The sequence below is a fragment of the Halobacillus litoralis genome (genome assembly GCF_009856445.1).
Lineage (GTDB): Bacteria > Bacillota > Bacilli > Bacillales > Halobacillaceae > Halobacillus > Halobacillus litoralis.
The window spans coordinates 932,730-955,348 of the sequence record NZ_WMFA01000002.1 but is presented as its reverse complement, the minus strand read 5'-3'; the positions used below and the strand labels follow the sequence as shown (position 1 = coordinate 955,348).

26 protein-coding genes are annotated in these 22,619 nt (G+C 43.1%); 25 read left to right on the top strand and 1 reads right to left on the bottom strand.

Annotation, left to right across the window (positions count from 1 at the left end; translation table 11 throughout):
- Positions 1-8 precede the first annotated feature (8 nt).
- The 16 genes from aroC (at position 9) to GLW00_RS09985 (ending at position 13,978) form a co-directional block, all read left to right on the top strand.
- Positions 9-1,178 carry a chorismate synthase gene (gene aroC, locus GLW00_RS10060; protein ID WP_160913563.1) on the top strand — a complete coding sequence of 390 codons (1,170 nt, stop codon included), beginning with the start codon at positions 9-11 and terminating at the stop codon, positions 1,176-1,178.
- Positions 1,178-2,257, top strand: coding sequence for a 3-dehydroquinate synthase (gene aroB, locus GLW00_RS10055; protein WP_160913561.1), 1,080 nt, complete (start codon positions 1,178-1,180; stop codon positions 2,255-2,257). The genes aroC and aroB overlap by 1 nt, the downstream gene beginning before the upstream one ends.
- Positions 2,257-2,619 (top strand): chorismate mutase, encoded by a 363-nt coding sequence (gene aroH / locus GLW00_RS10050; RefSeq protein ID WP_160913820.1) that lies wholly within the window; start codon positions 2,257-2,259, stop codon positions 2,617-2,619. The genes aroB and aroH overlap by 1 nt, the downstream gene beginning before the upstream one ends.
- 13 nt (positions 2,620-2,632) lie before the next feature.
- The gene (gene hisC, locus GLW00_RS10045; RefSeq protein WP_160913559.1) at positions 2,633-3,730 is read left to right on the top strand and encodes a histidinol-phosphate transaminase; all 1,098 of its coding nucleotides are present in this window, start codon (positions 2,633-2,635) and stop codon (positions 3,728-3,730) included.
- Positions 3,727-4,827, top strand: coding sequence for a prephenate dehydrogenase (locus tag GLW00_RS10040; protein WP_160913558.1), 1,101 nt, complete (start codon positions 3,727-3,729; stop codon positions 4,825-4,827). The genes hisC and GLW00_RS10040 overlap by 4 nt, the downstream gene beginning before the upstream one ends.
- A 12-nt stretch (positions 4,828-4,839) precedes the next feature.
- Positions 4,840-6,129: a 3-phosphoshikimate 1-carboxyvinyltransferase gene (aroA, locus tag GLW00_RS10035; protein ID WP_160913556.1), complete on the top strand. Its 1,290-nt coding sequence runs from the start codon at positions 4,840-4,842 to the stop codon at positions 6,127-6,129.
- Between the two features lie 65 nt (positions 6,130-6,194).
- Positions 6,195-7,067 (top strand): hypothetical protein, encoded by an 873-nt coding sequence (locus tag GLW00_RS10030; protein WP_160913554.1) that lies wholly within the window; start codon positions 6,195-6,197, stop codon positions 7,065-7,067.
- A 17-nt stretch (positions 7,068-7,084) separates the two neighbouring features.
- Entirely contained in the window at positions 7,085-8,338 is a 1,254-nt protein-coding gene (locus GLW00_RS10025; RefSeq protein WP_160913552.1) for a tetratricopeptide repeat protein, read from the top strand.
- 32 nt (positions 8,339-8,370) lie between these two features.
- The gene (locus GLW00_RS10020; RefSeq protein WP_160913550.1) at positions 8,371-8,931 is read left to right on the top strand and encodes a ReoY family proteolytic degradation factor; all 561 of its coding nucleotides are present in this window, start codon (positions 8,371-8,373) and stop codon (positions 8,929-8,931) included.
- 105 nt (positions 8,932-9,036) lie between these two features.
- A complete protein-coding gene (locus GLW00_RS10015; RefSeq protein WP_160913548.1) occupies positions 9,037-9,492 on the top strand; it encodes a YpiF family protein in 456 nt (151 codons plus the stop codon).
- Between the two features lie 133 nt (positions 9,493-9,625).
- Entirely contained in the window at positions 9,626-10,135 is a 510-nt protein-coding gene (locus tag GLW00_RS10010; RefSeq protein ID WP_160913546.1) for a QcrA and Rieske domain-containing protein, read from the top strand.
- 3 nt (positions 10,136-10,138) lie between these two features.
- A complete protein-coding gene (gene qcrB, locus GLW00_RS10005) occupies positions 10,139-10,813 on the top strand; it encodes a menaquinol-cytochrome c reductase cytochrome b subunit (RefSeq protein WP_160913544.1) in 675 nt (224 codons plus the stop codon).
- Between the two features lie 28 nt (positions 10,814-10,841).
- Positions 10,842-11,828 carry a menaquinol-cytochrome c reductase cytochrome b/c subunit gene (locus tag GLW00_RS10000; protein ID WP_160913543.1) on the top strand — a complete coding sequence of 329 codons (987 nt, stop codon included), beginning with the start codon at positions 10,842-10,844 and terminating at the stop codon, positions 11,826-11,828.
- Positions 11,829-11,908: 80 nt separating this feature from the next.
- Complete coding sequence (lhaT, locus tag GLW00_RS09995) at positions 11,909-12,484, top strand: lipoprotein heptaprenylglyceryl N-acetyltransferase LhaT (protein ID WP_202412456.1); 576 nt, start codon at positions 11,909-11,911, stop codon at positions 12,482-12,484.
- A 54-nt stretch (positions 12,485-12,538) separates the two neighbouring features.
- Entirely contained in the window at positions 12,539-13,240 is a 702-nt protein-coding gene (locus GLW00_RS09990; protein ID WP_160913539.1) for a hypothetical protein, read from the top strand.
- Between the two features lie 63 nt (positions 13,241-13,303).
- A complete protein-coding gene (locus GLW00_RS09985; protein WP_160913537.1) occupies positions 13,304-13,978 on the top strand; it encodes a zinc metallopeptidase in 675 nt (224 codons plus the stop codon).
- A gap of 48 nt (positions 13,979-14,026) precedes the next feature.
- On the opposite strand, the gene GLW00_RS09980 is transcribed toward GLW00_RS09985, so the two are convergent.
- Positions 14,027-14,899: a YitT family protein gene (locus GLW00_RS09980; RefSeq protein WP_160913535.1), complete on the bottom strand. Its 873-nt coding sequence runs from the start codon at positions 14,897-14,899 to the stop codon at positions 14,027-14,029.
- 725 nt (positions 14,900-15,624) lie between these two features.
- Between GLW00_RS09980 and GLW00_RS09975 the strand changes: the two genes are divergently transcribed.
- Genes GLW00_RS09975 through panD form a run of 9 tightly spaced genes read left to right on the top strand, consistent with a single transcriptional unit; the run spans position 15,625 to position 22,585 of the window.
- Entirely contained in the window at positions 15,625-15,966 is a 342-nt protein-coding gene (locus tag GLW00_RS09975; RefSeq protein ID WP_160913533.1) for a nucleotide pyrophosphohydrolase, read from the top strand.
- On the top strand, positions 15,959-16,759 hold the full coding sequence (dapB, locus tag GLW00_RS09970) for a 4-hydroxy-tetrahydrodipicolinate reductase (RefSeq protein ID WP_160913531.1): 801 nt from the start codon (positions 15,959-15,961) through the stop codon (positions 16,757-16,759). Before GLW00_RS09975 ends, dapB begins: the two co-directional genes overlap by 8 nt.
- Positions 16,760-16,774: 15 nt before the next feature.
- Entirely contained in the window at positions 16,775-17,179 is a 405-nt protein-coding gene (locus tag GLW00_RS09965; RefSeq protein WP_160913530.1) for a methylglyoxal synthase, read from the top strand.
- Between the two features lie 15 nt (positions 17,180-17,194).
- Positions 17,195-18,322 carry an N-acetyl-alpha-D-glucosaminyl L-malate synthase BshA gene (bshA, locus tag GLW00_RS09960; protein ID WP_202412422.1) on the top strand — a complete coding sequence of 376 codons (1,128 nt, stop codon included), beginning with the start codon at positions 17,195-17,197 and terminating at the stop codon, positions 18,320-18,322.
- Positions 18,315-19,517: a CCA tRNA nucleotidyltransferase gene (locus GLW00_RS09955; RefSeq protein WP_160913528.1), complete on the top strand. Its 1,203-nt coding sequence runs from the start codon at positions 18,315-18,317 to the stop codon at positions 19,515-19,517. The genes bshA and GLW00_RS09955 overlap by 8 nt, the downstream gene beginning before the upstream one ends.
- A complete protein-coding gene (locus GLW00_RS09950) occupies positions 19,493-20,485 on the top strand; it encodes a biotin--[acetyl-CoA-carboxylase] ligase (RefSeq protein WP_160913526.1) in 993 nt (330 codons plus the stop codon). Before GLW00_RS09955 ends, GLW00_RS09950 begins: the two co-directional genes overlap by 25 nt.
- Entirely contained in the window at positions 20,478-21,299 is an 822-nt protein-coding gene (gene panB, locus GLW00_RS09945; protein ID WP_160913524.1) for a 3-methyl-2-oxobutanoate hydroxymethyltransferase, read from the top strand. The genes GLW00_RS09950 and panB overlap by 8 nt, the downstream gene beginning before the upstream one ends.
- 8 nt (positions 21,300-21,307) lie before the next feature.
- Positions 21,308-22,174 (top strand): pantoate--beta-alanine ligase, encoded by an 867-nt coding sequence (gene panC, locus GLW00_RS09940; RefSeq protein WP_160913522.1) that lies wholly within the window; start codon positions 21,308-21,310, stop codon positions 22,172-22,174.
- 21 nt (positions 22,175-22,195) lie between these two features.
- Positions 22,196-22,585, top strand: coding sequence for an aspartate 1-decarboxylase (gene panD / locus GLW00_RS09935; protein ID WP_160913520.1), 390 nt, complete (start codon positions 22,196-22,198; stop codon positions 22,583-22,585).
- Positions 22,586-22,619 lie beyond the last annotated feature (34 nt).

Genomic DNA, 22,619 nt, shown 5'->3' with positions numbered 1-22,619 from the left:
GTACGTTTATGCGCTACTTGACCGCTGGTGAATCACATGGAAAGCAATTAACTACAATTATTGAAGGAATTCCTTCTCATCTTCCTTTATTGAGAGAGCAAATAAATGAATCATTGATCAGACGCCAAGGCGGATACGGGCGTGGGAAACGTATGCAAATCGAAAAAGACTTAGTAGAAATTACGAGTGGGGTTCGTCATGGATATACTCTTGGCTCTCCAATCACTCTCGTTGTAAATAATGATGATTTTAAACACTGGACGGACATTATGGGTGAAGATCCTCTGCCAGAGGACACACAAAAGATTCGTCGTACCGTAACAAAACCCCGCCCAGGTCATGCAGATTTGAATGGTGGTATGAAATACGGTCATAGAGACATGAGGAATGTCCTCGAACGTTCATCAGCAAGGGAAACGGCCGCACGCGTGGGAGCAGGAGCCGTAGCCAAGGTTCTTTTGAAAGAACTAGGGATTGAAGTGACAGGCTATGTGCGTGAGATTGCAGGCATTGTGTCAGATGTTGATGAAAACCTGACCCTGCAGCAGCGTAGAGAAATTTCCGAGGCCTCTCCTGTTCGTACGTTTGATGAAAAGGCGGCAGAGAAGATGATGCAAGCGATTGATGAAGCGAAGAAAGAAGGAGACTCCATCGGCGGGGTGACTGAGGTCTACGTAGAAGGAATGCCTCCTGGTCTTGGGTCTTATGTTCAATATGATCGAAAGCTGGATGCAAAAATCGCTGGATCAGTGATGAGTATTAATGCCTACAAAGGGGTCGAATTCGGTATTGGCTTTGAAGCTGCTCGCAGAAACGGGAGCGAGGTCCATGATGAGATCTTATGGAGCGAGGAACGAGGATATTACCGTCGAACCAACCGTCTAGGTGGATTTGAAGGTGGAATGACGACTGGTATGCCGATTGTCGTTAAAGGGGTTATGAAGCCCATCCCTACCTTGTACAAACCGTTACAAAGTGTGGATATAGAGACCAAAGAACCGTTTAACGCAAGCATCGAGCGCTCTGATTCCTGCGCTGTCCCGGCAGCTTCTGTTGTGATGGAGCATATTGTTGCTTTTGAGCTCGCTAAAGCCATTACTGATGAGTTTCCAGCGGACTATTTCCCTCGTCTCAAGCGTGCGGTTGATGATTACCGTAAGGAAGTACGTGAATTTTAATGGCATCGGTTACGGTCCGATCAAGTAGTCATGACTACGATGTTTTGATTGGTAAAGGTTTGAGGCATCAGTTGGCTTCTTTCCTTTCATCTGAATACACGTCTATATTAGTTATTACAGACAGTACGGTTAAGGAACTCTACTTGCAAGAGGTGAAAGAAAGTTTATCAGAAGCTGCTCCTGTATTTACCGCCGTCGTTCCTGCCGGAGAGTCTTCGAAAAGTATGACCAGGTACGAAGAGCTTCTGGACCGTTGTGTGGATGTGAACTTGGATCGGAAATCTCTCATTGTCGCCCTTGGCGGGGGCATGATTGGTGATTTGGCTGGGTTTGTAGCATCGACTTATTTACGCGGGGTTGATTACATCCAGATGCCTACTACGATTTTAGCCCATGACAGTAGTGTAGGCGGGAAAGTAGCCATCAATCATCCCAAAGGAAAAAACCTGATTGGTTCCTTTTATCATCCAGTGAAGGTAATCTATGATATTGAAACGATTGAAACCCTGCCGGAAAGTGAAATTCGTTCAGGTTATGGGGAAGTAATCAAACATGCTTTTCTCAGTGACGAAGACTGGGCGCATCGACTGTTAAAAGGAAAGCTTTATGAACTAACAGGAGAACAGTTAGAGAGCGATCTAAGGAAAGGGATCCAAGTGAAGGCTTCGATCGTAGAAGAGGACGAAAGAGAAGCTGGAATCCGTAAATACTTGAATTTAGGTCACACCCTTGCTCATGCGATTGAAGCGGAGCTTGGCTATGGTGAAATCACTCACGGGGAGGCTGTTGCCGTAGGGCTTCTATTTATGATGAAGTTGAGTAACGAACTTAAAGGGGCGCAGCTCCCGATTGAAGCCTATAAGGAGTGGCTGGATAAAAATAATTATCCAGTATCCGTATTAACTAAGATTCGTCCCGATCGAATGCTTGAGAAAATGAAGTTGGATAAGAAGACCCTTCGGCAGAAAATCAATTTTGTCCTACTCCATGAACTGAGTGACCCTTATGTTGTGGAAGTCGAAGAGGAACAACTACTAGAACAAATGTCTCTTTTAATAAATGAGGTGAGTGGAGAATGATGGTTCGAGGTGTAAGAGGAGCGACAACGGTTGAAAAAAATGAACATGATGAAATTGTAGAACAATCCTATCAATTGCTTCGAGATGTCATAGCTTCCAATCATATTGAAGCAACAGATGTTGTTTCCGTCTATTTTACAGTGACAGAGGATCTGAATGATGCCTTCCCTGCAAAGTCCTTGAGAAAAATAGATGGATGGACGTATGTCCCGGTCATGTGCATGCGGGAAATTCCGGTCCCTGGTAGTCTTGAGAAGTGTATCCGGGTCATGGTGACCGTACAAACCGAAATTGCACAAAAAGACATTCAGCATATCTATCATAATCATGCAAAACAACTGAGACCAGATTTAAAGAGTTGAGAGGAGTATCCCAATGAAAGCCAAAGACATTCTAAAAAATATGAAACCATATAAGCCGGGAAAAGGGATCGAGGAAGTAAAGAAAGAATTCGGTTTGGATCGAATCGTTAAGCTTGCTTCCAATGAAAATCCATTTGGTTTTTCTCCTGTGGTCGAGAAGGAACTGCCGAAACTGATTTCCAATTTAGAAATCTATCCTGATGGATATGGTGCAGAAATCAGAAAGAAAGTCGCCCGTTTCATCGGTGTGGAAGAGAATCAATTGATTTTCGGTAATGGTTCTGATGAAGTGGTGCAGATCATTTGCCGCACGTTTCTTGAGCCGGGTGCCAATACGGTCATGGCAACACCAACGTTTCCGCAGTATCGCCACAATGCTTTAATTGAAGGTGCGGAAGTCAGAGAAGTCCCACTCATTGATGGTCACCATGATTTAGAAGGCATGCTTGAAAAAATTGATGAGCAAACCCGTGTCTTATGGATATGTACACCAAACAATCCGACAGGCGTCCATATCGACCAAACGACACTGCAGTCGGTCCTGGAACGTACGCCTGATCACGTCCTTGTTGTCATTGATGAAGCTTATTATGAATATTTGGAAGCGGATGATGCCTTTGACTCGATAGAAGCGCTGAATCACTATCCAAACCTGATGGTACTCCGTACTTTCTCTAAAGCTTACGGCTTAGCTGGTTTACGAATCGGCTATGGAGTCGGTCATCCAGAAGTCATTCAGATTCTTGAACCGTCCCGCGAGCCATTCAACACATCTACGGTGGCACAAGCTGCCGCTCTTATGGCCTTAGATGACCAGAAGTTTATTGAAGAGACGGTTCAAGAAAACTGGAAAAACAAGAAATCATTGATGCAATTCTGTGAAAATCATGGATTGAATTACTTTGATACCCAGGCTAATTTCCTTTTGATCCATCTGCCTTGCAGTGGTGATGAAATGTTTGAATACTTGTTGACGAAAGGGTTTATCGTACGTTCCGGCGAAGCGCTGGGGCTGCCGAATACCATACGGTTGACCATTGGGAAAAAAGAGGACATGCAGGAGATTCAGGAAGCTATGAAGGAAAAGCTTGCTGCTGTTCGTGAACAATGAAGCAGACCATACTCATCGTTGGTTTAGGACTTATCGGTGGTTCCATAGCTATGAATGTCGCTAAAAAAGAGGATGTCTTCATCATTGGTATGGATGGGGATGAAGAAACTCTTAACATGGCGTTAAAGCAAGGGGTGATCGATCAGGCCTCTTTCAATTTTGAAGAATCTGCTCTTGAAGCGGATGTCTGCATTTTAGCTACACCTATTTCGATTACCATCGATTATATCCATAAACTCGGATCCATGGATTTAAAAAAGCCTTTGTTGGTAACAGACGTGTCTTCTGTGAAAAACCAAGTGCTTGAAGCGGCGAACCGTTTATCCCATCCCTTGCTTTCTTTCGTAGGCGGGCACCCGATGGCTGGTTCACACAAACATGGCTACACAGCTGCAAAACCCCACCTGTTTGAGAATGCGATTTATGTGTTGACACCTTCTGTTCATGCCGATGAGAAGGAAGCGGATGTAATTAAGGACCTTCTATCAAAAACGAAGGCCCGTTTTGTAACATTTACTACGCAGGAACATGATGAGATGACGGCGGTCATCTCTCATTTTCCGCACTTGATCGCTTCATCTCTCGTTCATCAGGCGAAAGAATGGGAAGGAACACATCCCTATATTAAGCAGATGGCTGCAGGAGGGTTCAAAGACATTACTAGAATCGCCTCCAGTAATCCGAAGTTGTGGCAGGATATTTTCTTTCAAAATAAAAAGCTCCTTATTTCCATGCTCGATGATTGGATCGGAGAGATGGAGAGGATAAAAGACTACCTTTCCCAGGGAGAAAAAGAGAAAACATACAAGTATCTATCTGATGCTAAATTGTACAGAGACGGCCTGCCTACAAAAGACAAAGGGGCCATCCCTTCTTTCTATGACATCTACGTCGACATCCACGACCAACCAGGTGCGATTCGCGATGTGATTGGGATCCTGGCTGAAGAGGCCATCAGCATTAAGAATATCCAAATCCTTGAAATTCGAGAAGGGATTACCGGGGTGCTTAGAATCAGCTTTGCTACAAGTGAAGAACAATGGAAGAGTAAAGAAATATTAGATCATTACCAATATGAAGTGATGATCCAGCAGTAGAGGAGGATTCTTATGTCTAGCATTGAGTTGAAACCTACAGATAGACGACTAAAAGGAGACTTATCTGTACCTGGAGATAAATCCATCTCCCACCGATCCGTTATCTTCTCGGCATTAGCGGAAGGAACTTCTGTTATTACGAATTTCCTTACCGGTGAAGATTGCTTGAGAACCGTCGAAGCCTTCCGACTCATGGGCGTGAATATTGAGCAAGAAGGTAATAAGATTACAGTTCATGGCAAAGGGATTTCTCACCTAAGCGAACCTTCCCAACCAATCAATTTTGGTAATTCAGGAACAACGGCCCGGTTAATGAGCGGAGTGCTTGCAGGGCTTCCATTATTCACAACAGTATATGGAGACGAGTCTTTGTCCAAGCGTCCCATGGACCGTGTCATCCAACCGCTGAGAATGATGGGAGCGGAGATCCATGGTCGAGAAGGTGACTCTTTGCTGCCACTTGCTTTCCGCGGAAAAAAACTGGCCGGGACGCGCCATGAATTGACAGTGAAAAGTGCTCAAGTGAAGTCAGCATTGCTTTTAGCAGGTTTGTTGGCAGAAGGTGAAACAGAAGTAATTGAGCTTGGGGAAACACGAAATCATACAGAAATGCTTCTTCCTGAATTCGGTGTGGACCTACATGTTGAAGGGAGATCCATCAAAATTAGGGGTGGACAAAAGCCTTCTGCTTCAAATATCAAGGTCCCTGGGGATATTTCTTCGGCAGCCTTTTTCCTAGTCGCTGCATCCATTGTCCCTGGAAGTGAGTTGGTGATTCGGGATGTCGGGCTTAACCCGACGCGTGACGGAATTGTAAAAGCACTAATAGATATGGGAGCCAATATAGAAGTCCAGGTACATACGCATATTGGAAGTGAACCCGTTGGTGACATCGTCGTTCGACATAGTCGACTAAATGGAATGACTTTAGAAGGGGAGCTTATCCCAAATGTGATTGATGAAATTCCGATCCTTGCTCTAGCAGCAACGCAAGCAGAAGGGGAAACAATCATAAAAGATGCAGAAGAACTGCGTTATAAGGAAACAGATCGAATTGAAGCTGTTGTTGAAACGCTCTCCAAATTAGGAGCAGATATCCAAGCACGGGAAGATGGGATGGTTATCCAGGGAGGCACACCGCTAAATGGTGGAACCATCGATTCATATGGCGATCACCGCATAGGTATGATGGGCGCGATTGCTTCCTTAATTTGTGACAAAGAAGTAATCGTCAAAAACAAAGAGTGTATTAACATCTCTTACCCATCATTTTTTGAAGATTTAAATCAAGTCTTGAACTAAATTAACTTCATAGTTTATGTAAAGCTCTCATACGATATAAAAAGCCTACTTGGAGGTTTCGTCGTATGGGAGCTTATTGGTTTCAAGGGTATGTTGAAAATGAGAAAGGTCCCTGTTTTAGTGAATGCACGGTAAAGGAAAAGAAGTTCGTCAGAGATCGTACCGGAAAAGAAGCTTTCACGTTAATGGTAGTGGATGGATTTCACGTCAGTCCAGGGCATGTGATGCTGGATCAAAAGGAGCCGCTTGCTTTATCACCCTCCGTAACAGACACAGGCAATCGCTACATAAAAAGAGGGTGTACCTTGTTACTCACACAACACCTAGTGACTAGTTTACGTCACTACCGAAATCAATATGACCACTTTTTAAATCGATGTCAATCTCTGCCGATCGATTATATGGTCATACCTGTTGTGCCGGCAAAGATGCTGCGACCTGAAATGGTCCGTTTTTTTGCCAGAAAAGGAAGCCCCTTTTTATGTGTGGAAGTGCAGTCCGCAGGGGAACTGATTGATGTTTGTTGGGAATGGATAGCACAGGCGCAGGGTTACAAACGAATGCCGTTGACATTGTTCGTCAAAGATACAGAGAATACGTCGAACAACTATGCAGAATTGTGGTCTTCACTTTGCGAACAGTATGGTATCATAAAGCTAACAGATGTACAGGATGATGAAATGCTCTCTTTGAAAAACTTAAAAGACAGCGGAATCTATCCTCATAAAGGCGGAATCGTCCCTGGAGGGCATGCAGATTATAATCTCTATCGCTTTTCAGAAGACCGATCGTTTGAAGAGGCGGAGGATTTTAGATATCATAATTCTGTTCCGAATGTAACGGTTATGAATGGACAGGTGAAACAGGTGAACCAAAAGGTCATCGATGAAACACCTGGCTCCCACATAAAAGTGAAGATTCACAAGCATTTTGTATAAGCGGAAAGGATGTCATCATGGAGGAAATTCAAAAAGCCATTCGTCAAATGGAAGCTCATAAGACGGAAGATGCTATAAAAACTCTAACACAATATTTACCAGAAGCAGACGAGGAAGAGAAGTTCACAATTGCTGAACTATACATGCAATGGGGGATGCTTGAAGAGGCGAAAATGGTGTTGCACGAGCTGATTCAACGCTATCCTAAAGAGCAGGAACTGAAAGTCATGATGGCAGAGATTCACATTGATCTTGATGAAGATGACGAAGCGATTGAACTGCTGAACCAATTTGGTCCGGAAGATGAAGACTATTTGCAAGCACTCGTGCAGTTAGCGGATCTTTATCAGTCTCAGGGACTTTACGAAGTAGCTGAACAAAAATTACTCATGGCAAAAGAAGTCGAGCCGAATTCAGCGATTATCGATTTTGCATTAGGCGAGCTTGCATTCTCCAATGGAGAATATTCAAAGAGTATCCCTTATTATGAAAATGCTATGCATCATCAGCCGGTCATCGGAGATATTGAAGTCGCCACTAGACTAGCGGAAGCATATGCAGCCAATGGAGAATTTGAACAAGCACTAGAGTTCTTCCAAAAGGTAGAAGAAGATAATCCTGACGTAATGTTCCGCTATGGTTTTGTAGCTTATCAGGCAAACCGTAACGACATCGCCATCCATGTTTGGGAAGAGTTGATTGAAAAGGACCCTTATTTCCAGTCAGTCTATCCACACTTAGCTCAAGCTTATGATTCAGAAGGTATGCCCAATGAAGCATTGGAAATGGCTAAAAAAGGCCTTGCGAAAGATGAATTCAATAAAGAGCTCTATCATCTTGCCGGTACGTTATCTCATAGACAGGGGAATAAAGAAGAAGGGTACAAGTGGATGAGAGAAGCAGTTGCTCTGGATCCAGGATATAAAGAAGCGATCCTTTTCCTAATTGAAAATTATAAGTCGGACGATATGAATGAAAAGATCATCGATTTGATCAACGAGTTAATTTCTCTTGGTGAGGAAGACCCGAATTACTTGTGGGAACTTGCTCAAGCTTATGAAGAGGAAGAAAGGTTTAAGGAAGCTTATGAACAATACCAACAAGCGTATCCTTCCTTGAAAGAGGATACAGATTTCTTGAAATCCTACGGTTACTTCCTTGTAGAAGAAGGAAGGATGTCAGAAGCACGGCAGATTTTTGAAGAATACCTGGCTATTGATCCTACAGATACAGAAATTGAGGACTTCGTCGAGCGGCTGAAAGAACAATGAGCTGATTAATAAAGCGCAGGAGGGGCGCCCATATGCAAACACCAATCTCTGTGGATGAGAAAAAAGACTTTGTCCGCTGGTTTTTGAATCACTTTCAGTTGAAAAAGCGAGAGAGTGTTTGGATTCTTAATTATTTAATGAACCATGAATCTCTTTTGTCAAGTGTCCATTTTGTCCAGGAAGTGAAGTTTTGTCCGCGCGGCATGGAAATTAGTGCCCAGGGTGTTTCTGACCCACCTTTCCGTTTTTATAAAGGCCAGGTTATGACGAATGATGCCGAGAAGTCGTTTCATGATTTAAGGATGAATCAAGGAGAACCTGTCTATATCCAAATGAATTTTGAGAATGCCCAGCAATGCTCGAAGTATGCCCTTGTCCTTGAAGAAAATCCATATCTTCCAAAAGACTATTACTTAAATGACAGAGATAAGAATGAAGCGGAACGCCTTCTGTCTGTCAGTCTTTTGCAGCATAGACAGAAAAGCCTGGAAGATCGAATTGATGAAGCTCTCATCAATGGAGCGCGTGATGAGTTCAAAACCTTATGTGGAAAACTTGAAAAAGTCAAACAGGATTTGAATACATTTTTATAAACTAGGAAAGCCGGTACCTTCAAAAGAAGAGTCCCGGCTTTCATTTTTGTTTAAATATAGTAAAATAAAGAGAAAATGATACATAGATAAAGGATGAAATGAATTATGAGATGGACAAAAGCAGATACTACGCAATATATACCGGAAAAACAGTATATTGATACCGTAATCATTCCCTTGATACCCTTTGATCCCGGGAACGATCAACAGATGGTAAAGCAGGCCTTCCAACGGGAGCTGAACCAGGTGTTTACGAACCTGATCGAAAAAGAATACAAGGGAAGGATATTCCTAGCGCCGGATTATCATTACCTTGAAGGATCACAAGCTGACGAAAAAGAGAGGATCAATCGTTGGATTCATAAGTTTAAAGAACAGCCTTTCCATCATATTTTCCTTTTCACTTTCGACAGTAAATGGAAAAAACACGAAGCAGATCTTGAGGGACACGTCCTATGGGTGCCCGGCATGGGTTCCGGCGACATCCAGTCTACAGAAACACAATCGTTCGTCCGCGAGCAGGCCCATCAGATCAGTGAATTGATCCAGGCCTATTGGTAACTGGATAAAAGTTCCGACAAGGTTTGATAATTTATTGACCGCGCCTTGAGATTGCGCTATCATGGTAATGTCCTAGTAAACTGTGTGTAATCAATCCATGTCGCATGGATTACAGCATAGAGGGGGGAAAAGAATGAGCGATAAAAAACGAGTATCCCGACGTCAGTTTCTGAACTATACACTCACTGGTGTAGGCGGTTTCATGGCAGCGGGCATGCTTGCACCGATGGTTCGTTTCGCAATCGATCCCGTATTGAAAACGAAAGAGGGTGGAGATTTCATCTCCGTAGCTTCCGTTGATGAAATTACGAATGAACCGCAGCGTTTTGAATGGACGATCGATCAAGTAGATGCTTGGTATGAATCAGAAGTTCAAAAAACAGCTTGGGTGTACAGAAACGACAATGATGAAATTGTAGCACTATCACCGATTTGTACTCACTTGGGATGTACGGTCGACTGGGCTTCCAATGAGGAGTACCCGAACCAATTCTTCTGTCCTTGTCACGCAGGCCGGTACACGAAAGACGGAACGAACGTGCCTGGAACTCCACCGACGGCGCCACTGCCTCGATTTGAGTTTAAGGTAGAAGAAGACATGCTTTACCTAGGTGAAACGAAAGATTCAGGAGGGGGGGCATAATACATGCTTCAGAAAATTTACGACTGGGTGGACGAGCGTGTAGATATTACCCCGCTGTGGCGTGATATCGCAGATCACGAAGTTCCTGAACACGTAAACCCAGCACACCATTTTTCAGCATTTGTGTATTGTTTTGGTGGATTGACTTTCTTTATCACGGTCATTCAAATCCTGTCTGGGATGTTCTTGACGATGTATTATGTTCCAGACATTGAAAACGCTTGGAAATCTGTGTATTACTTGCAGCGAGAGGTTGCTTATGGTCAAATCGTCCGTGGTATGCACCACTGGGGAGCGAGTCTCGTCATCGTCATGTTATTCTTACATACGCTACGGGTATTCTTCCAAGGAGCTTATAAAAAACCACGTGAGTTGAACTGGGTTATTGGTGTACTTTTGTTCTTCGTCATGCTTGGGTTAGGCTTCACAGGATACCTGTTACCTTGGGATAACAAAGCTTACTTCGCGACTCAGGTTGGTCTTGAAATAGCAGCAGCCACACCATTTATCGGGGATCAGATTCGGACATTACTAGCCGGAGACCCGTCGATTGTTGGTGCTCAAACGCTTACACGTTTCTTTGCTATTCACGTATTCTTCTTGCCGGCTGCACTGTTCGGGTTGATGGCGTTCCACTTCATTTTAATCCGTAAACAAGGAATTTCCGGACCACTATAAAATGTAACGTTAAAAAGGAGGGAAAGCTGTGCATAGGGGAAAAGGGATGAAGTTCGTCGGTGATTCACGAATCACGGCAGAACGAAAAGCCAACTTACCAAAAGATTATTCGGAATACCCAGGCCGTACAGAAGCCTTCTGGCCTAATTTCTTGTTGAAGGAATGGCTCGTAGGATCTGTCTTCTTAATCGGATTTCTTATTTTGACTGCTGCTCACCCATCACCACTTGAGCAACAGGCGGATCCAAACAACGCCGGTTATATACCATTGCCGGACTGGTATTTCTTATTCTTGTATCAATTTCTAAAATATCAATTTGCAGGTGGAGATTACATCGTTCTTGGTGCCATCGTTATGCCAGGTCTAGCCTTCGGTGCTTTGCTGCTGGCGCCATTCCTGGATCGCGGTCCAGAACGTCGCCCTCATAAGCGTCCGATTGCTGTTGGATTGATGATTTTAGGCTTTATCGCAACCTTCTGGTTGACATATGAGTCTGTTTCTCATGCTGATTATGAAATGCGTGCAGAAAAATACGGAGTCAACGTGGAAGCGGTTGAATCAACGATCGATAAAGAGCATCCTGGTTATGCTGTTTATGAAGCAAACTGCTTGAGCTGTCATGGGGATGCCTTGCAAGGACAAGGGAACTACCCATCCTTAATCGATGCTGAATTGACTGTTGATCAAGTCAAAGATATTGCAGTTAATGGTGTCGGTGAAATGCCTGCTGGTATTTTTGGCGGTAGTGATGAAGAGCTTCAACAACTTGCTGAATTCGTCGTCCAAGCTGGCGGTGGTGAAGCCGGTGGAGAAGGCGAAGGAGGATCTGAGGAAGGTTCTTCTGGTGAAGGATCTGAAAGTGAATCTGAAGAAGGTTCATCCGAAGAAGGGTCTGAAGGTGAATCTGAGGAGGGTTCCTCTGGTGAAGGATCCGAGGAAGGTTCATCCGGAGAAGGTTCTGAAGAAGGATCCGAGGAAGGTTCATCTGAAGAAGGTTCCGGATCTGAAGAATAATTAGATACTTAATTCACTGTAGCCGCGCTTTTAAAAGCGCGGCTACATTTGTATTGGAGGTATGTGGCAACATGAAGCAAATGATCATCTATCTACTGACGAGACGATCGTTTTTAATTATGCTTTTCTTCATAAATTTATTTGGAACTATTTACGGGTATATATGGTACGAACCTCAGCTTTCTGTGACTGAACCTGTCTTTCTGCTGTTTGTTCCTGACAGTCCGACAGCGAGTTTGTTCTTTACTATATTTCTGGGGTTCTATATTTTTGGAAAAAATATTCCTTACATAGAAGCACTGGCTATCATCACTCTTTTAAAATATGGAGTTTGGGCAGTCATAATGAATGGTTTGACTTTATTGGAATATGGGTCACTTCCATGGACTGGTTATATGTTGGTTATTTCACATGGAGCTATGGCTGTTCAAGGTCTTTTGTATGCTCCTTTTTATAAAATAGAAATGAGACATATTGTTGTTGCTGCCATATGGACGCTTCACAATGATGTCATTGATTATGTTTTCGGACAAATGCCGGTCTATCCCGCTATTATTGAGTATATGGATGAAATCGGGTATTTTACGTTTTGGCTGAGTATCGCATGTATCCTTTGTGCTTATACCTTAACTGTTCGCAGAAAATCCCCGGTCTAAATTTCATTTCCTTCTCATAAGATGAAATAATACTTGTGAGAGGGGAGAAGTGAAATGGGACGTGTTATGTTGTTGTTCATTTGTTCCCTTATTTTCACAATTGTACCATCCGGCCTTGCACATTCATGGTCGGAGGGATCTCCTGATTGGGAAGCTTTTGCGTCACAATATCGTCGGTTGGCTGCGGATGAAAAGTTTGACCTTGCTGAGCGGCTTTGGAATAGTAAATATGCAGAAATGGAACAATATGTCCAAACCCTTCCGGATCAACATAAGGAAGCATGGACCCGCCTGGATATGTACGGTTCAACAAATAATCTTGAAGAAACCAGGTGGGAAGAGGGTCTCCTTACTTTCCTGGAAGTTACATCCTCTGATAACCCTTATCCTGTAATAACAGAAAAGCTTGAGCATTTTTCAGACCGTTCTTTATCTTCTGTTCCTCTTGATGACATTGAGAAGGAATGGAATATGATACGTCCAGTTGTTATGAATTTTGTTGATAAGGCAAAAGTCCAAGAAGCCGATCAAGCCCTGCAAGAATTATCAATTGTGGATTCGGTGACCGGTCGGGAACATTTCAGCGGAAAAATCATTGAGCTCGTTCAAGTAAAGTCACAGGATGACTGGAATGCTTTTCTATTGACAGTCCTTTTCATAGGTGGCGCGATTTTAGTGACATTGTTGTATGTAGGAGCGATTAATTATAGAGAAAGTTCGAAAAATAGACACACAATGAAGAGTAGTCATAGTTGATTTTTCATGCGTTTTTGACTAAAATTGACCTATATACTCACATCCAAGATGGAGGAATGAAAGATGAGTTTTATCATTTACTTTGCGCTGATATTGATTATTCCACTCTGGGCGCAATCAAAGGTGAAAAGCACCTACAAGAAGTATTCAAAAGTTACGACATCCTCAGCCATGTCAGGAGCCGAGGTAGCTAGAAAAATACTTGATGACAATGGCTTATACAATGTTGCTGTAGAAGAAGTCCGCGGCCATTTAACCGATCACTATGACCCTCGTTCGAAAGTGATTCGTCTTTCAACAGATATTTACCATGGCCGTTCAACAGCCGGAGCTGCTGTAGCTGCACACGAAGTTGGTCACGCCATTCAGGATGCACAGGATTATGCATTTTTACGCTTCAGAAGTGCTCTTGTTCCCGTGGCAAGTTTTGGTTCTAACATTTCCATCTTCCTTATTATCGGTGGATTTCTCCTTGGAATGTCCGGACTTGCGTTGGCAGGAATTGTTTTCTTCGCGGCTGCTGTGTTGTTCCAATTGATCACATTGCCTGTTGAATTCGATGCCTCAAACCGTGCGATGAGTCAATTGGTATCAACTGGAGTCATCCGTAATGATGAAGAGCGTAAAACGAAGAAAGTGTTGAATGCTGCAGCGATGACATATGTAGCGGGTGCTCTGGTTGCACTTGCTGAACTGCTGCGCTTTGTGTTTATGTTCGTAGGTATGAATGAAGAATAATTTTAAAACCGATCCTTATAAAAAGGATCGGTTTTTTTGTGTGAAAAATCAATCTATTGGATTTTTGTTCTCATCAAGAGTAAAGCCTTCGCCCATTACATCATGTACATGACTGACAGCTACAAAGGCATGAGGATCAATATGGTCAATAATAGACTTGAGTCTAACAATTTCATTTTTACCGATGACACAATAAAGCACATCCCTCTTGGAACCGGAAAAGGACCCTCTTCCTTCGAGTACGGTTACTCCTCTATCCATTTCTTGCATTACGCGCCTTGATATCTCTTCACTTTTTTCAGAGATAATGGTTGTGCCTCTCGCAGCGTATGCCCCTTCTTGTATAAAGTCTATAACTCGTGCTCCGACAAAAACAGCTACCAGTGTGTACATCCCTCTTGTGTACTCGAGGTATGTGATAATGGAAACAAAAATAACGAGCGCATCAAAGAGAAACATGGCTCTTCCCATACTCCATCCGAGATATTTATTTACAAGTCGTGCGATAATATCGACTCCGCCTGTTGTCCCTCCGTACCGGAAAATTATGCCCAGTCCTACTCCTATGAAAACACCTGCGAACAAAGCAGCCAATGTAAGATCATCGGACAAGTTGAATTCAATCATATAGGTTTGAGAAACCGAAATGAAAACAGAAACAGCAAGGATGCCGATTAGAGAATAAAAGAATGTAGTACGACCAAGAATTTTCCATCCGATGATGAGGACTGGAATATTGAGCACAATATTCATAATGGCAGGGTCCCATTCGAACAAGTATAAAAGTAATAAAGTAATTCCCGTAAACCCGCCTTCTCCTAATTCATTTTGAATGTTGAAATGAACGAGTCCGAAAGAGAAGATGGCGGATCCGATTAAAATCCATATGATATTTTTTACGCGCAATCCGAAGATTTTCATATGTACACCTCCAATAGTTGTCACACGACTTCAATTATAGATAATTCATGTGAATGCGGCAATAACATCTTTTATATATTGGCTTTTATTACCCCAGTTATTAATGATTGAAAAAGAAATTATTGAAGTTTATACCAATCGTGTCCACCAGGGCGATTCCGCATTTGAACACTTTCCTGTGGGGGAGTGGCAAGCTTTCTCGGGCTATGGCCTGGGGGATCTCGCAGGTCTCCTTTCTCCCAAGGGAGTCTCGCTGCTTCCCAACCACCCCATACAATTATGGTGAGAAACGAACATCTGTACCAAGTTGTACGGTCTTCCTCTATCCGAATGTTCGATGTATAAAGACCTTTGGATCAAACTTTTAAGTGCTATGAAGGCGTTCTATAATACACTTTCCATAATCATACGAACCGATTTTATAGCAGTGGTATCGAGTACCTTGCATGGTAAAGGGGCGGAGGGGGAATGGGGAGACTCCTGCGGGGAAAAAGTGCATGGTGAGACCCCGCAGGACGCAGTCGGAGGAGGCTCACCGCACCCCCGCGGAAAGCGAGCTATTCCCCGCAGCCCCCATCCACCCAACAAAAGTCTCGACACTGCCATCAAACGGGAGCTTATATAAAATAAAGAATTATTTTTATTTGCTCAAACTAAAAAATTTGTCAAATGGCGGGCTTTTGGCTACCATTTAGGGAGAGTCTTTAAAGAAGCGAGGGTTTTTAATGAACTATACGACAAAAGATATCCAAAAAAGAGTGGATGATTACATATCGCAATTTAAAGAAGGTTATTTTTCTCCTCTCAGTCTTCAGGCACGCTTGACAGAAGAAGTGGGAGAGATGGCAAGAGAAATCAACCATAGATACGGAGAGAAACCAAAAAAGAGTACAGAAGAAGATAAAGCTCTTGAAGAGGAACTGGGCGATGTTATTTTCGTCCTTACATGTTTCGCTAATTCACTGGACATTGACCTCTCTGACGCTTTTGAACAATCCATGAGTAAAATTGAGACGAGAGATAAAGACCGTTGGACACGTAAAGAAGGAGGAACAAAAGGTGAATAATATTAAAGTGATTGTTGCAGGACCTCGTGGTAAAATGGGCAAAGAAGCATTAAAAATGATTCACAATCAACCCACTCTTACTCTTGTGGCTTGTATTGATCGAAAACACGATGGAATGAGTGTAAAAGAGCTGGATGGCCTTCCTGATATGGATGCGATTATTTATACGGATGCGGCCACCTGTCTCAGTGAAGTGGAAGCTGACGTCCTGATCGATCTGACTACTCCTGAGAATGGGTACAAACATACAAAGCTTGCTATTGAAAACGGGGTCAGACCTGTCGTCGGTACAACAGGGTTTTCAGAAGATGAGCTGGCTGAATTGACGACACTCGCCTCGGAAAGAGGTATTGGGACCATTATTGCTCCTAACTTCGCTATTGGTGCTGTACTCATGATGCAATTTTCAAAGTGGGCAGCCAAGCATTTTCCGGATGTTGAAATCATCGAGAAGCATCATGACCAAAAGCTTGATGCACCTTCAGGGACCGCTCTTAAAACTGCTGAATTAATTAAAGAAGTGCGTGATCCGCATAAGCAGGGACATGAATCAGAGGCAGAGACACTTCGAGGAGCACGTGGGGCGGATGTTGATGGAATGAAAATTCACAGCATGAGGCTTCCAGGGCTTGTCGCTCACCAGGAAGTGATTTTTGGTGGACAGGGAGAAACCCTGACTGTAAAACATGACTCCATTCATCGTGAATCATTCATGAGTGGGGTGAAGCTTGCTGCCGAGCGTGTGATGGAACTTGATGTCCTCGTCTATGGTCTTGAACACATACTTGACTAACAGGGAGAGGTTATAATGAATATTGCATTAATTGCCCACGATAAAAAGAAGGAAGATATTATCCGTTTTGCGAAAAAGTACCATTCTATTCTATCCAAGCATCAACTATATGCTACAGGTACGACAGGTATGAGGATTGCAGATGAAGCAGATTTGAAAGTGACAAGATTTCAATCGGGGCCACTCGGAGGAGATCAACAAATTGGTGCTAAAATTGCCAGTGAGGAAATGCATATGGTTGTCTTTTTCCGCGATCCACTTACAGCACAGCCGCATGAACCCGATATTAGTGCATTGCTGAGGTTATGTGATGTTCACCAAATCCCGGTAGCTACTAACCAGGCTATGGCCGATATTATGATTCATGCTCTGGATCATGAAGATTTTGATTGGAAAGGCATCATTGAAATGAACAGATAACAGGAGTGATCGATTATGGCTAAAATAGGTATCACTTGTTACCCGACCGTCGGGGGATCAGGTGTCATTGCTACAGAGCTTGGGAAGTTGCTGGCAGAGAAAGGGCATGAAATCCATTTTGTTGCCTCTCAAGTTCCCTTCCGCCTGAACCGTGTGTACCCGAATATTTATTATCATGAAGTGGAAGTGAGCAATTATCCAGTTTTTCAACACCCTCCTTATGACTTAGCTCTCGCAGCTAAGATGGCAGATGTCATCAATAGAGAGGAATTGGATATTCTTCATGTCCATTATGCGATGCCGCATGCCATTTGTGCGATTTTAGCCAAGCAAATGTGTGAACGTGATGTGAAAATTATTACGACCCTTCACGGTACAGATATAACCGTCCTGGGCATCGATTCGAGCCTTAAACAAATGATTCGCTTCGGCATCGAACAGTCGGACAGAGTCACAGCTGTCTCGCAAAGCCTTGTGGACCAGACGAAAGAAATGTTACATACGGACCGGAATATCGACGTCATCTATAATTTTGTAGATGAAAGAGAGTATTATCGGAGGGATGATCAACGTCTGAAAGAACATTATGGCATCGATGAGGAAGATGCCGTACTTATCCATATCTCTAATTTCAGAAGAGTAAAAAGAGTAACAGATGTCATCAAAACCTTTGCTACTGTTGCAGAACAAATGCCGGCAAAGTTATTGCTCGTTGGAGATGGTCCGGAATATTCCGAGTGTCATCAACTTGTTCAACAGCTGGGCTTAGAAGAAGATGTTCTCTTTCTAGGGAAACAGGAAAACGTAAGTGAACTGCTTTCGATTTCAGATTTGAAATTATTGTTATCTGAAAAAGAGAGTTTTGGACTTGTACTCCTTGAAGCCATGGCTTGCGGCGTGCCTTGTATTGGAACAAATATTGGGGGGATCCCAGAAGTTATCGATCATGGGGAGACTGGTTTTATTGCAGAACTTGGAAATGTTGAACAAATTTCTTACTTTGCCAAAAAAGTATTAGAGGATAAAGGATTGCATCAAATGATGGCTGAACAAGCCAAAAGAGTGGTGCATGACAAATTCGCAACGAACACAATCTTAAGCCAGTATGAAACTTTATACGATCAGGTTTTGAACCATGGATAAATACGAAGTTTTCAAACCAGCCTTTGAAGTGATTCAAAAGATTGAAGAAGCTGGAGGCGAAGCTTACATCGTCGGTGGGGCCGTTCGTGACTTTTTAAGTGGCAGCCCTGTCAATGATATCGATATAGCTACGTCTGAAAAGCCTGAACGGATCCAGGAAATATTTGAAAAAGTCATCCCTGTAGGAATTGAACATGGGACAGTCATCGTACGCCATCGTTCCGTTTCCTATGAAGTTACCACATATCGAGTAGAAGAAGGTTATGAAGATTACCGTCATCCAGATGAGGTGACATTCGTCCGGGACATTACCCTTGATCTGGCCCGCAGAGACTTTACGACTAATGCAATTGCTATGAGCAGGGACGGCAGGCTTATTGATCCCTACCACGGACATGAGGCCATAAAAAATAAGAGGATTGAAGCCGTTGGACAGCCGTCTGAGCGTTTTCAGGAAGATCCGTTACGAATGATGAGAGCTGTAAGATTTGCAAGCCAACTATCTTTTCAGATTGAAAAGAAGACCATGGAAGCATTGAACCACATGTCACATTTACTCCAATACATTTCCATTGAAAGAATAGCAGTGGAAGTGGAGAAGATATTTAAAGGTTCGAATTATGCCTTGGGCTTACAGTTACTGCATACGACAGGATTGAAAAAACACCTGCCGATTCTAGAAGATTTGGACATTCGAACGAATATACCTGGCTCACCGTTATTTGGATGGCATGAAATTATCGCCTTTTACGTGATCCAATACCCTCAGCTATCTTCAGGGAATTTCATGAAGTCATGGAAACTTTCAAAAGATACCATAAAAAAGACAGACCAATTGCTGCACGCATATAAAAAGTATGTAGGTGACAAAATGGTGACATCATGGCTTGTCTACCAATTGGATGAAGAACTCTTTCCTTCTTTTACAAGATTGTCTCTGGCTTTACATTCCCAGGAAAAGAATTTGGGAGATGAGTTGAAGAAAATCAAAGCACACCTTCCTATTCAGGACAAAAGAGAGCTGACTTTTCAGGCTAGAGACCTTCTGCAATTGTTTTCAGAACGACCAAAAGGCCCATGGATATCCGAATGGATGGATATGATTGAACACCGTGTGGTTACAGGAGAAATAGAAAATGAATACGAAAAGATAAAGGAGTGGGTGAGGGAATGGAATCCACCCGCAAGGAATTAATCGAGTTACTAAATCATCTTGAAGGCCATATATCAGGCCAGGAACTTTCTGACCAGTTGGGAATATCAAGAACAGCTGTTTGGAAGCATATGAACGAATTAAAAAAAGACGGGTATGAAATTGAAGCCGTTCAACGCAAAGGGTACAAAATTTTGTCTTCCCCCGATAAGATCAGTGAAAACACTCTTAGATGGGGACTGGGGACAAAATGGCTCGGTCATGAATTGCATCATTACGACCAGGTTGAATCTACTCAGGAAATTGTGCATCAGCTTGCCAAACAAGGCAAACCACATGGCACCGTGGTCATTGCTGATGAACAGGTGAAAGGGAAAGGCCGAATGTCGAGAAATTGGGATTCACCAAAAGGAAAGGGAATATGGATGAGTATCCTCTTACGACCGAATTTGCCTCCTGTGCAAGCACCTCAAATCACCCTCCTGGCAGCGACCGTATTAGCAAGGATGATTGCAGAAAGGTCTTCGCTGGTCCCACAAATCAAATGGCCGAATGATTTATTGATTAACCATAAGAAAGTTTCTGGAATTCTTACCGAAATGCAGGCAGAACAGGACACGATTCAATATATTGTGCTGGGTATGGGAATGAACGTAAACCAAGAAGATCGCGAAATTCCTTCTGATATCCAATACAAAGCATCTTCACTTAAAATCGAATCCAGCGAGCATTGGAATATACAACAAACCGTTCAGCATATCCTCCGTCTATTTGAAGAGACATATGAGCGTTTTGAGTCCCATGGGTTCGCATCGATTAAAAAAGATTGGGAGCACTTCGGCTACAAAATCGGTGAAGAAGTGACCATATCTACGATGAGAAAAACTTGGCAGGCGACCCTGATAGGGATTGAGCCTGATGGAGCTTTACGTGCGAGAAGCATAGATGGAGAAGAAGAGAAACTATATTCAGCGGAAATTCACTGGGGAGAGGGAGGATATCATGCGTAATAAGGGACAGTTCCTGCGTATGAAGCAAGAGAAAGATAAAATCGCCATGATTACAAGTTATGATTATCCGTCAGCTAAAATGTCAGAAGAAGCGAATGTCGACATGATTCTCATCGGCGACAGCTTAGGAATGACAGTACTTGGTTATGATTCAACGATTCCAGTGACTATGGAAGATATGATCCACCACGGGAAAGCTGTTCAACGTGGTGCTCCTGACACATTCAAAGTGATTGATATGCCGTTTATGTCCTATCATATTTCCACAGAGGATACCTTGAGAAATGCACGCAGACTTTATCAGGAAACGGGAGCACAGGCTTTAAAGCTTGAAGGAAGTGGCGAAGTCTCTGTAATGATGAAAAAGCTTGTTCATGCTGGTATTCCTGTGGTCGGCCACATCGGCTTAACTCCTCAATCAGTCAATGTGCTTGGGGGCTATAAAGTTCAAGGAAAAGACCAGGGTTCAGCAGTAAGACTCATTGAGGAAGCCCTTGAAATAGAAGCGGCAGGTGCCATGGCGATTGTCCTTGAGTGCGTTCCGAGGCAGTTAGCAGAGAAAATCACAAACCGATTATCTATCCCTACGATAGGAATTGGTGCCGGGGCAGAGTGTGATGGTCAGGTTCTTGTCTATCACGATATTCTAAAATATGGAGTAGATCGATTACCAAAGTTCGTAAAACCATATATCGATAGCAATCATCTTCTGGGAGAAGCGGTTCAATCCTATGTAAAAGAAGTGAAGACGAAGACATTTCCGGAAGAATCCCACACATTTACTATGAACCTTAATGAACTGCCGGAGGAGTAAAGTGAAAAATGAAAGTACTAAGAGAAATAGATCAAGTGAACACATTGATTTCCGAGTGGAAGAAGAACGGCTACACCATTGGTTTTGTACCTACGATGGGCTACCTTCATGAGGGGCACATCCGCCTTATTGAAGAAGCGAAGAAGGAAAATGATAAGGTGATTCTCAGCATTTTTGTTAATCCGCTTCAGTTCGGGGAAGGGGAAGATCTGGATACATACCCTCGTGATGAGGACCGAGATCGTAACGCAGCAGAAGAAAACGGCGTGGATCTTGTATTTCTTCCTACCCCCGGGACCATGTATCCGCAGCCATTGTCCGTACTTATGACGGTGGCCAGCCGGACGAATGTATTGTGCGGAAAAAGCCGCCCTGGGCATTTTGATGGTGTCGTTACCGTCCTTACAAAGTTATTTAACATTACAAGGCCTGACAACGTCTACTTCGGTATGAAGGACGCCCAGCAAGTAGCTGTCGTTGATGCCTTAATCAAAGACTATAACATTCCTGTTCATCTCATTCCTGTTCCTACGGTTAGGGAAAAGGACGGCCTTGCGAAGAGTAGTAGAAATGTCCGACTGTCTGATGAGGAACGGAAAGAGGCTCCAGCTATACAGGAATCGCTGCAGTACGGAAGGAAACTTGTTAAAGAAGGGCAAAAGTCCAAAGAATTGATCATTGAGGCGACTGAGAAGTTTCTTGAACAGAAAACTCGTGGTAAGATAGATTATATTGAATTATTATCTTATCCTGAGTTAGAATCTATAGAGAACATCGATCGTCCTGTGATTCTCGCTGCGGCTGTATTTTATGACCATGTGAGATTGATTGACAATGTCGTTTTTAATCATGATGGACATGTCATTTATGGGTGATCGACAAGGAGGTCATATCATATGTTTCGTACAATGATGAAAGCAAAAATACACCGGGCTCGCGTAACGGAAGCGAATTTGAATTATGTAGGAAGTGTGACTATCGATCAGGATCTGCTTGATCAAGTCGGTATACTCCCCCATGAAAAAGTGCAGATTGTTAACAATAATAATGGCGAACGTCTTGAGACTTATGTGATTGCTGGTGAGCGCGGAAGCGGTGTGGTCTGCCTGAATGGTGCAGCAGCCCGACGCGTACAACCGGATGATGTTGTCATTATTGTTTCCTATGCGATGCTTCATGAAGAGGAACTTGAAGAATTTCGTCCAAAGATTGCTCTGATGGATGAGAACAATAAAGTCGAGCAGATCATCGAAGAAGAGCCGCCTTTACAAGCATTGCCATTATAAGAAGTGACTAGCGAGTGAAGAAAGGATCTATGCC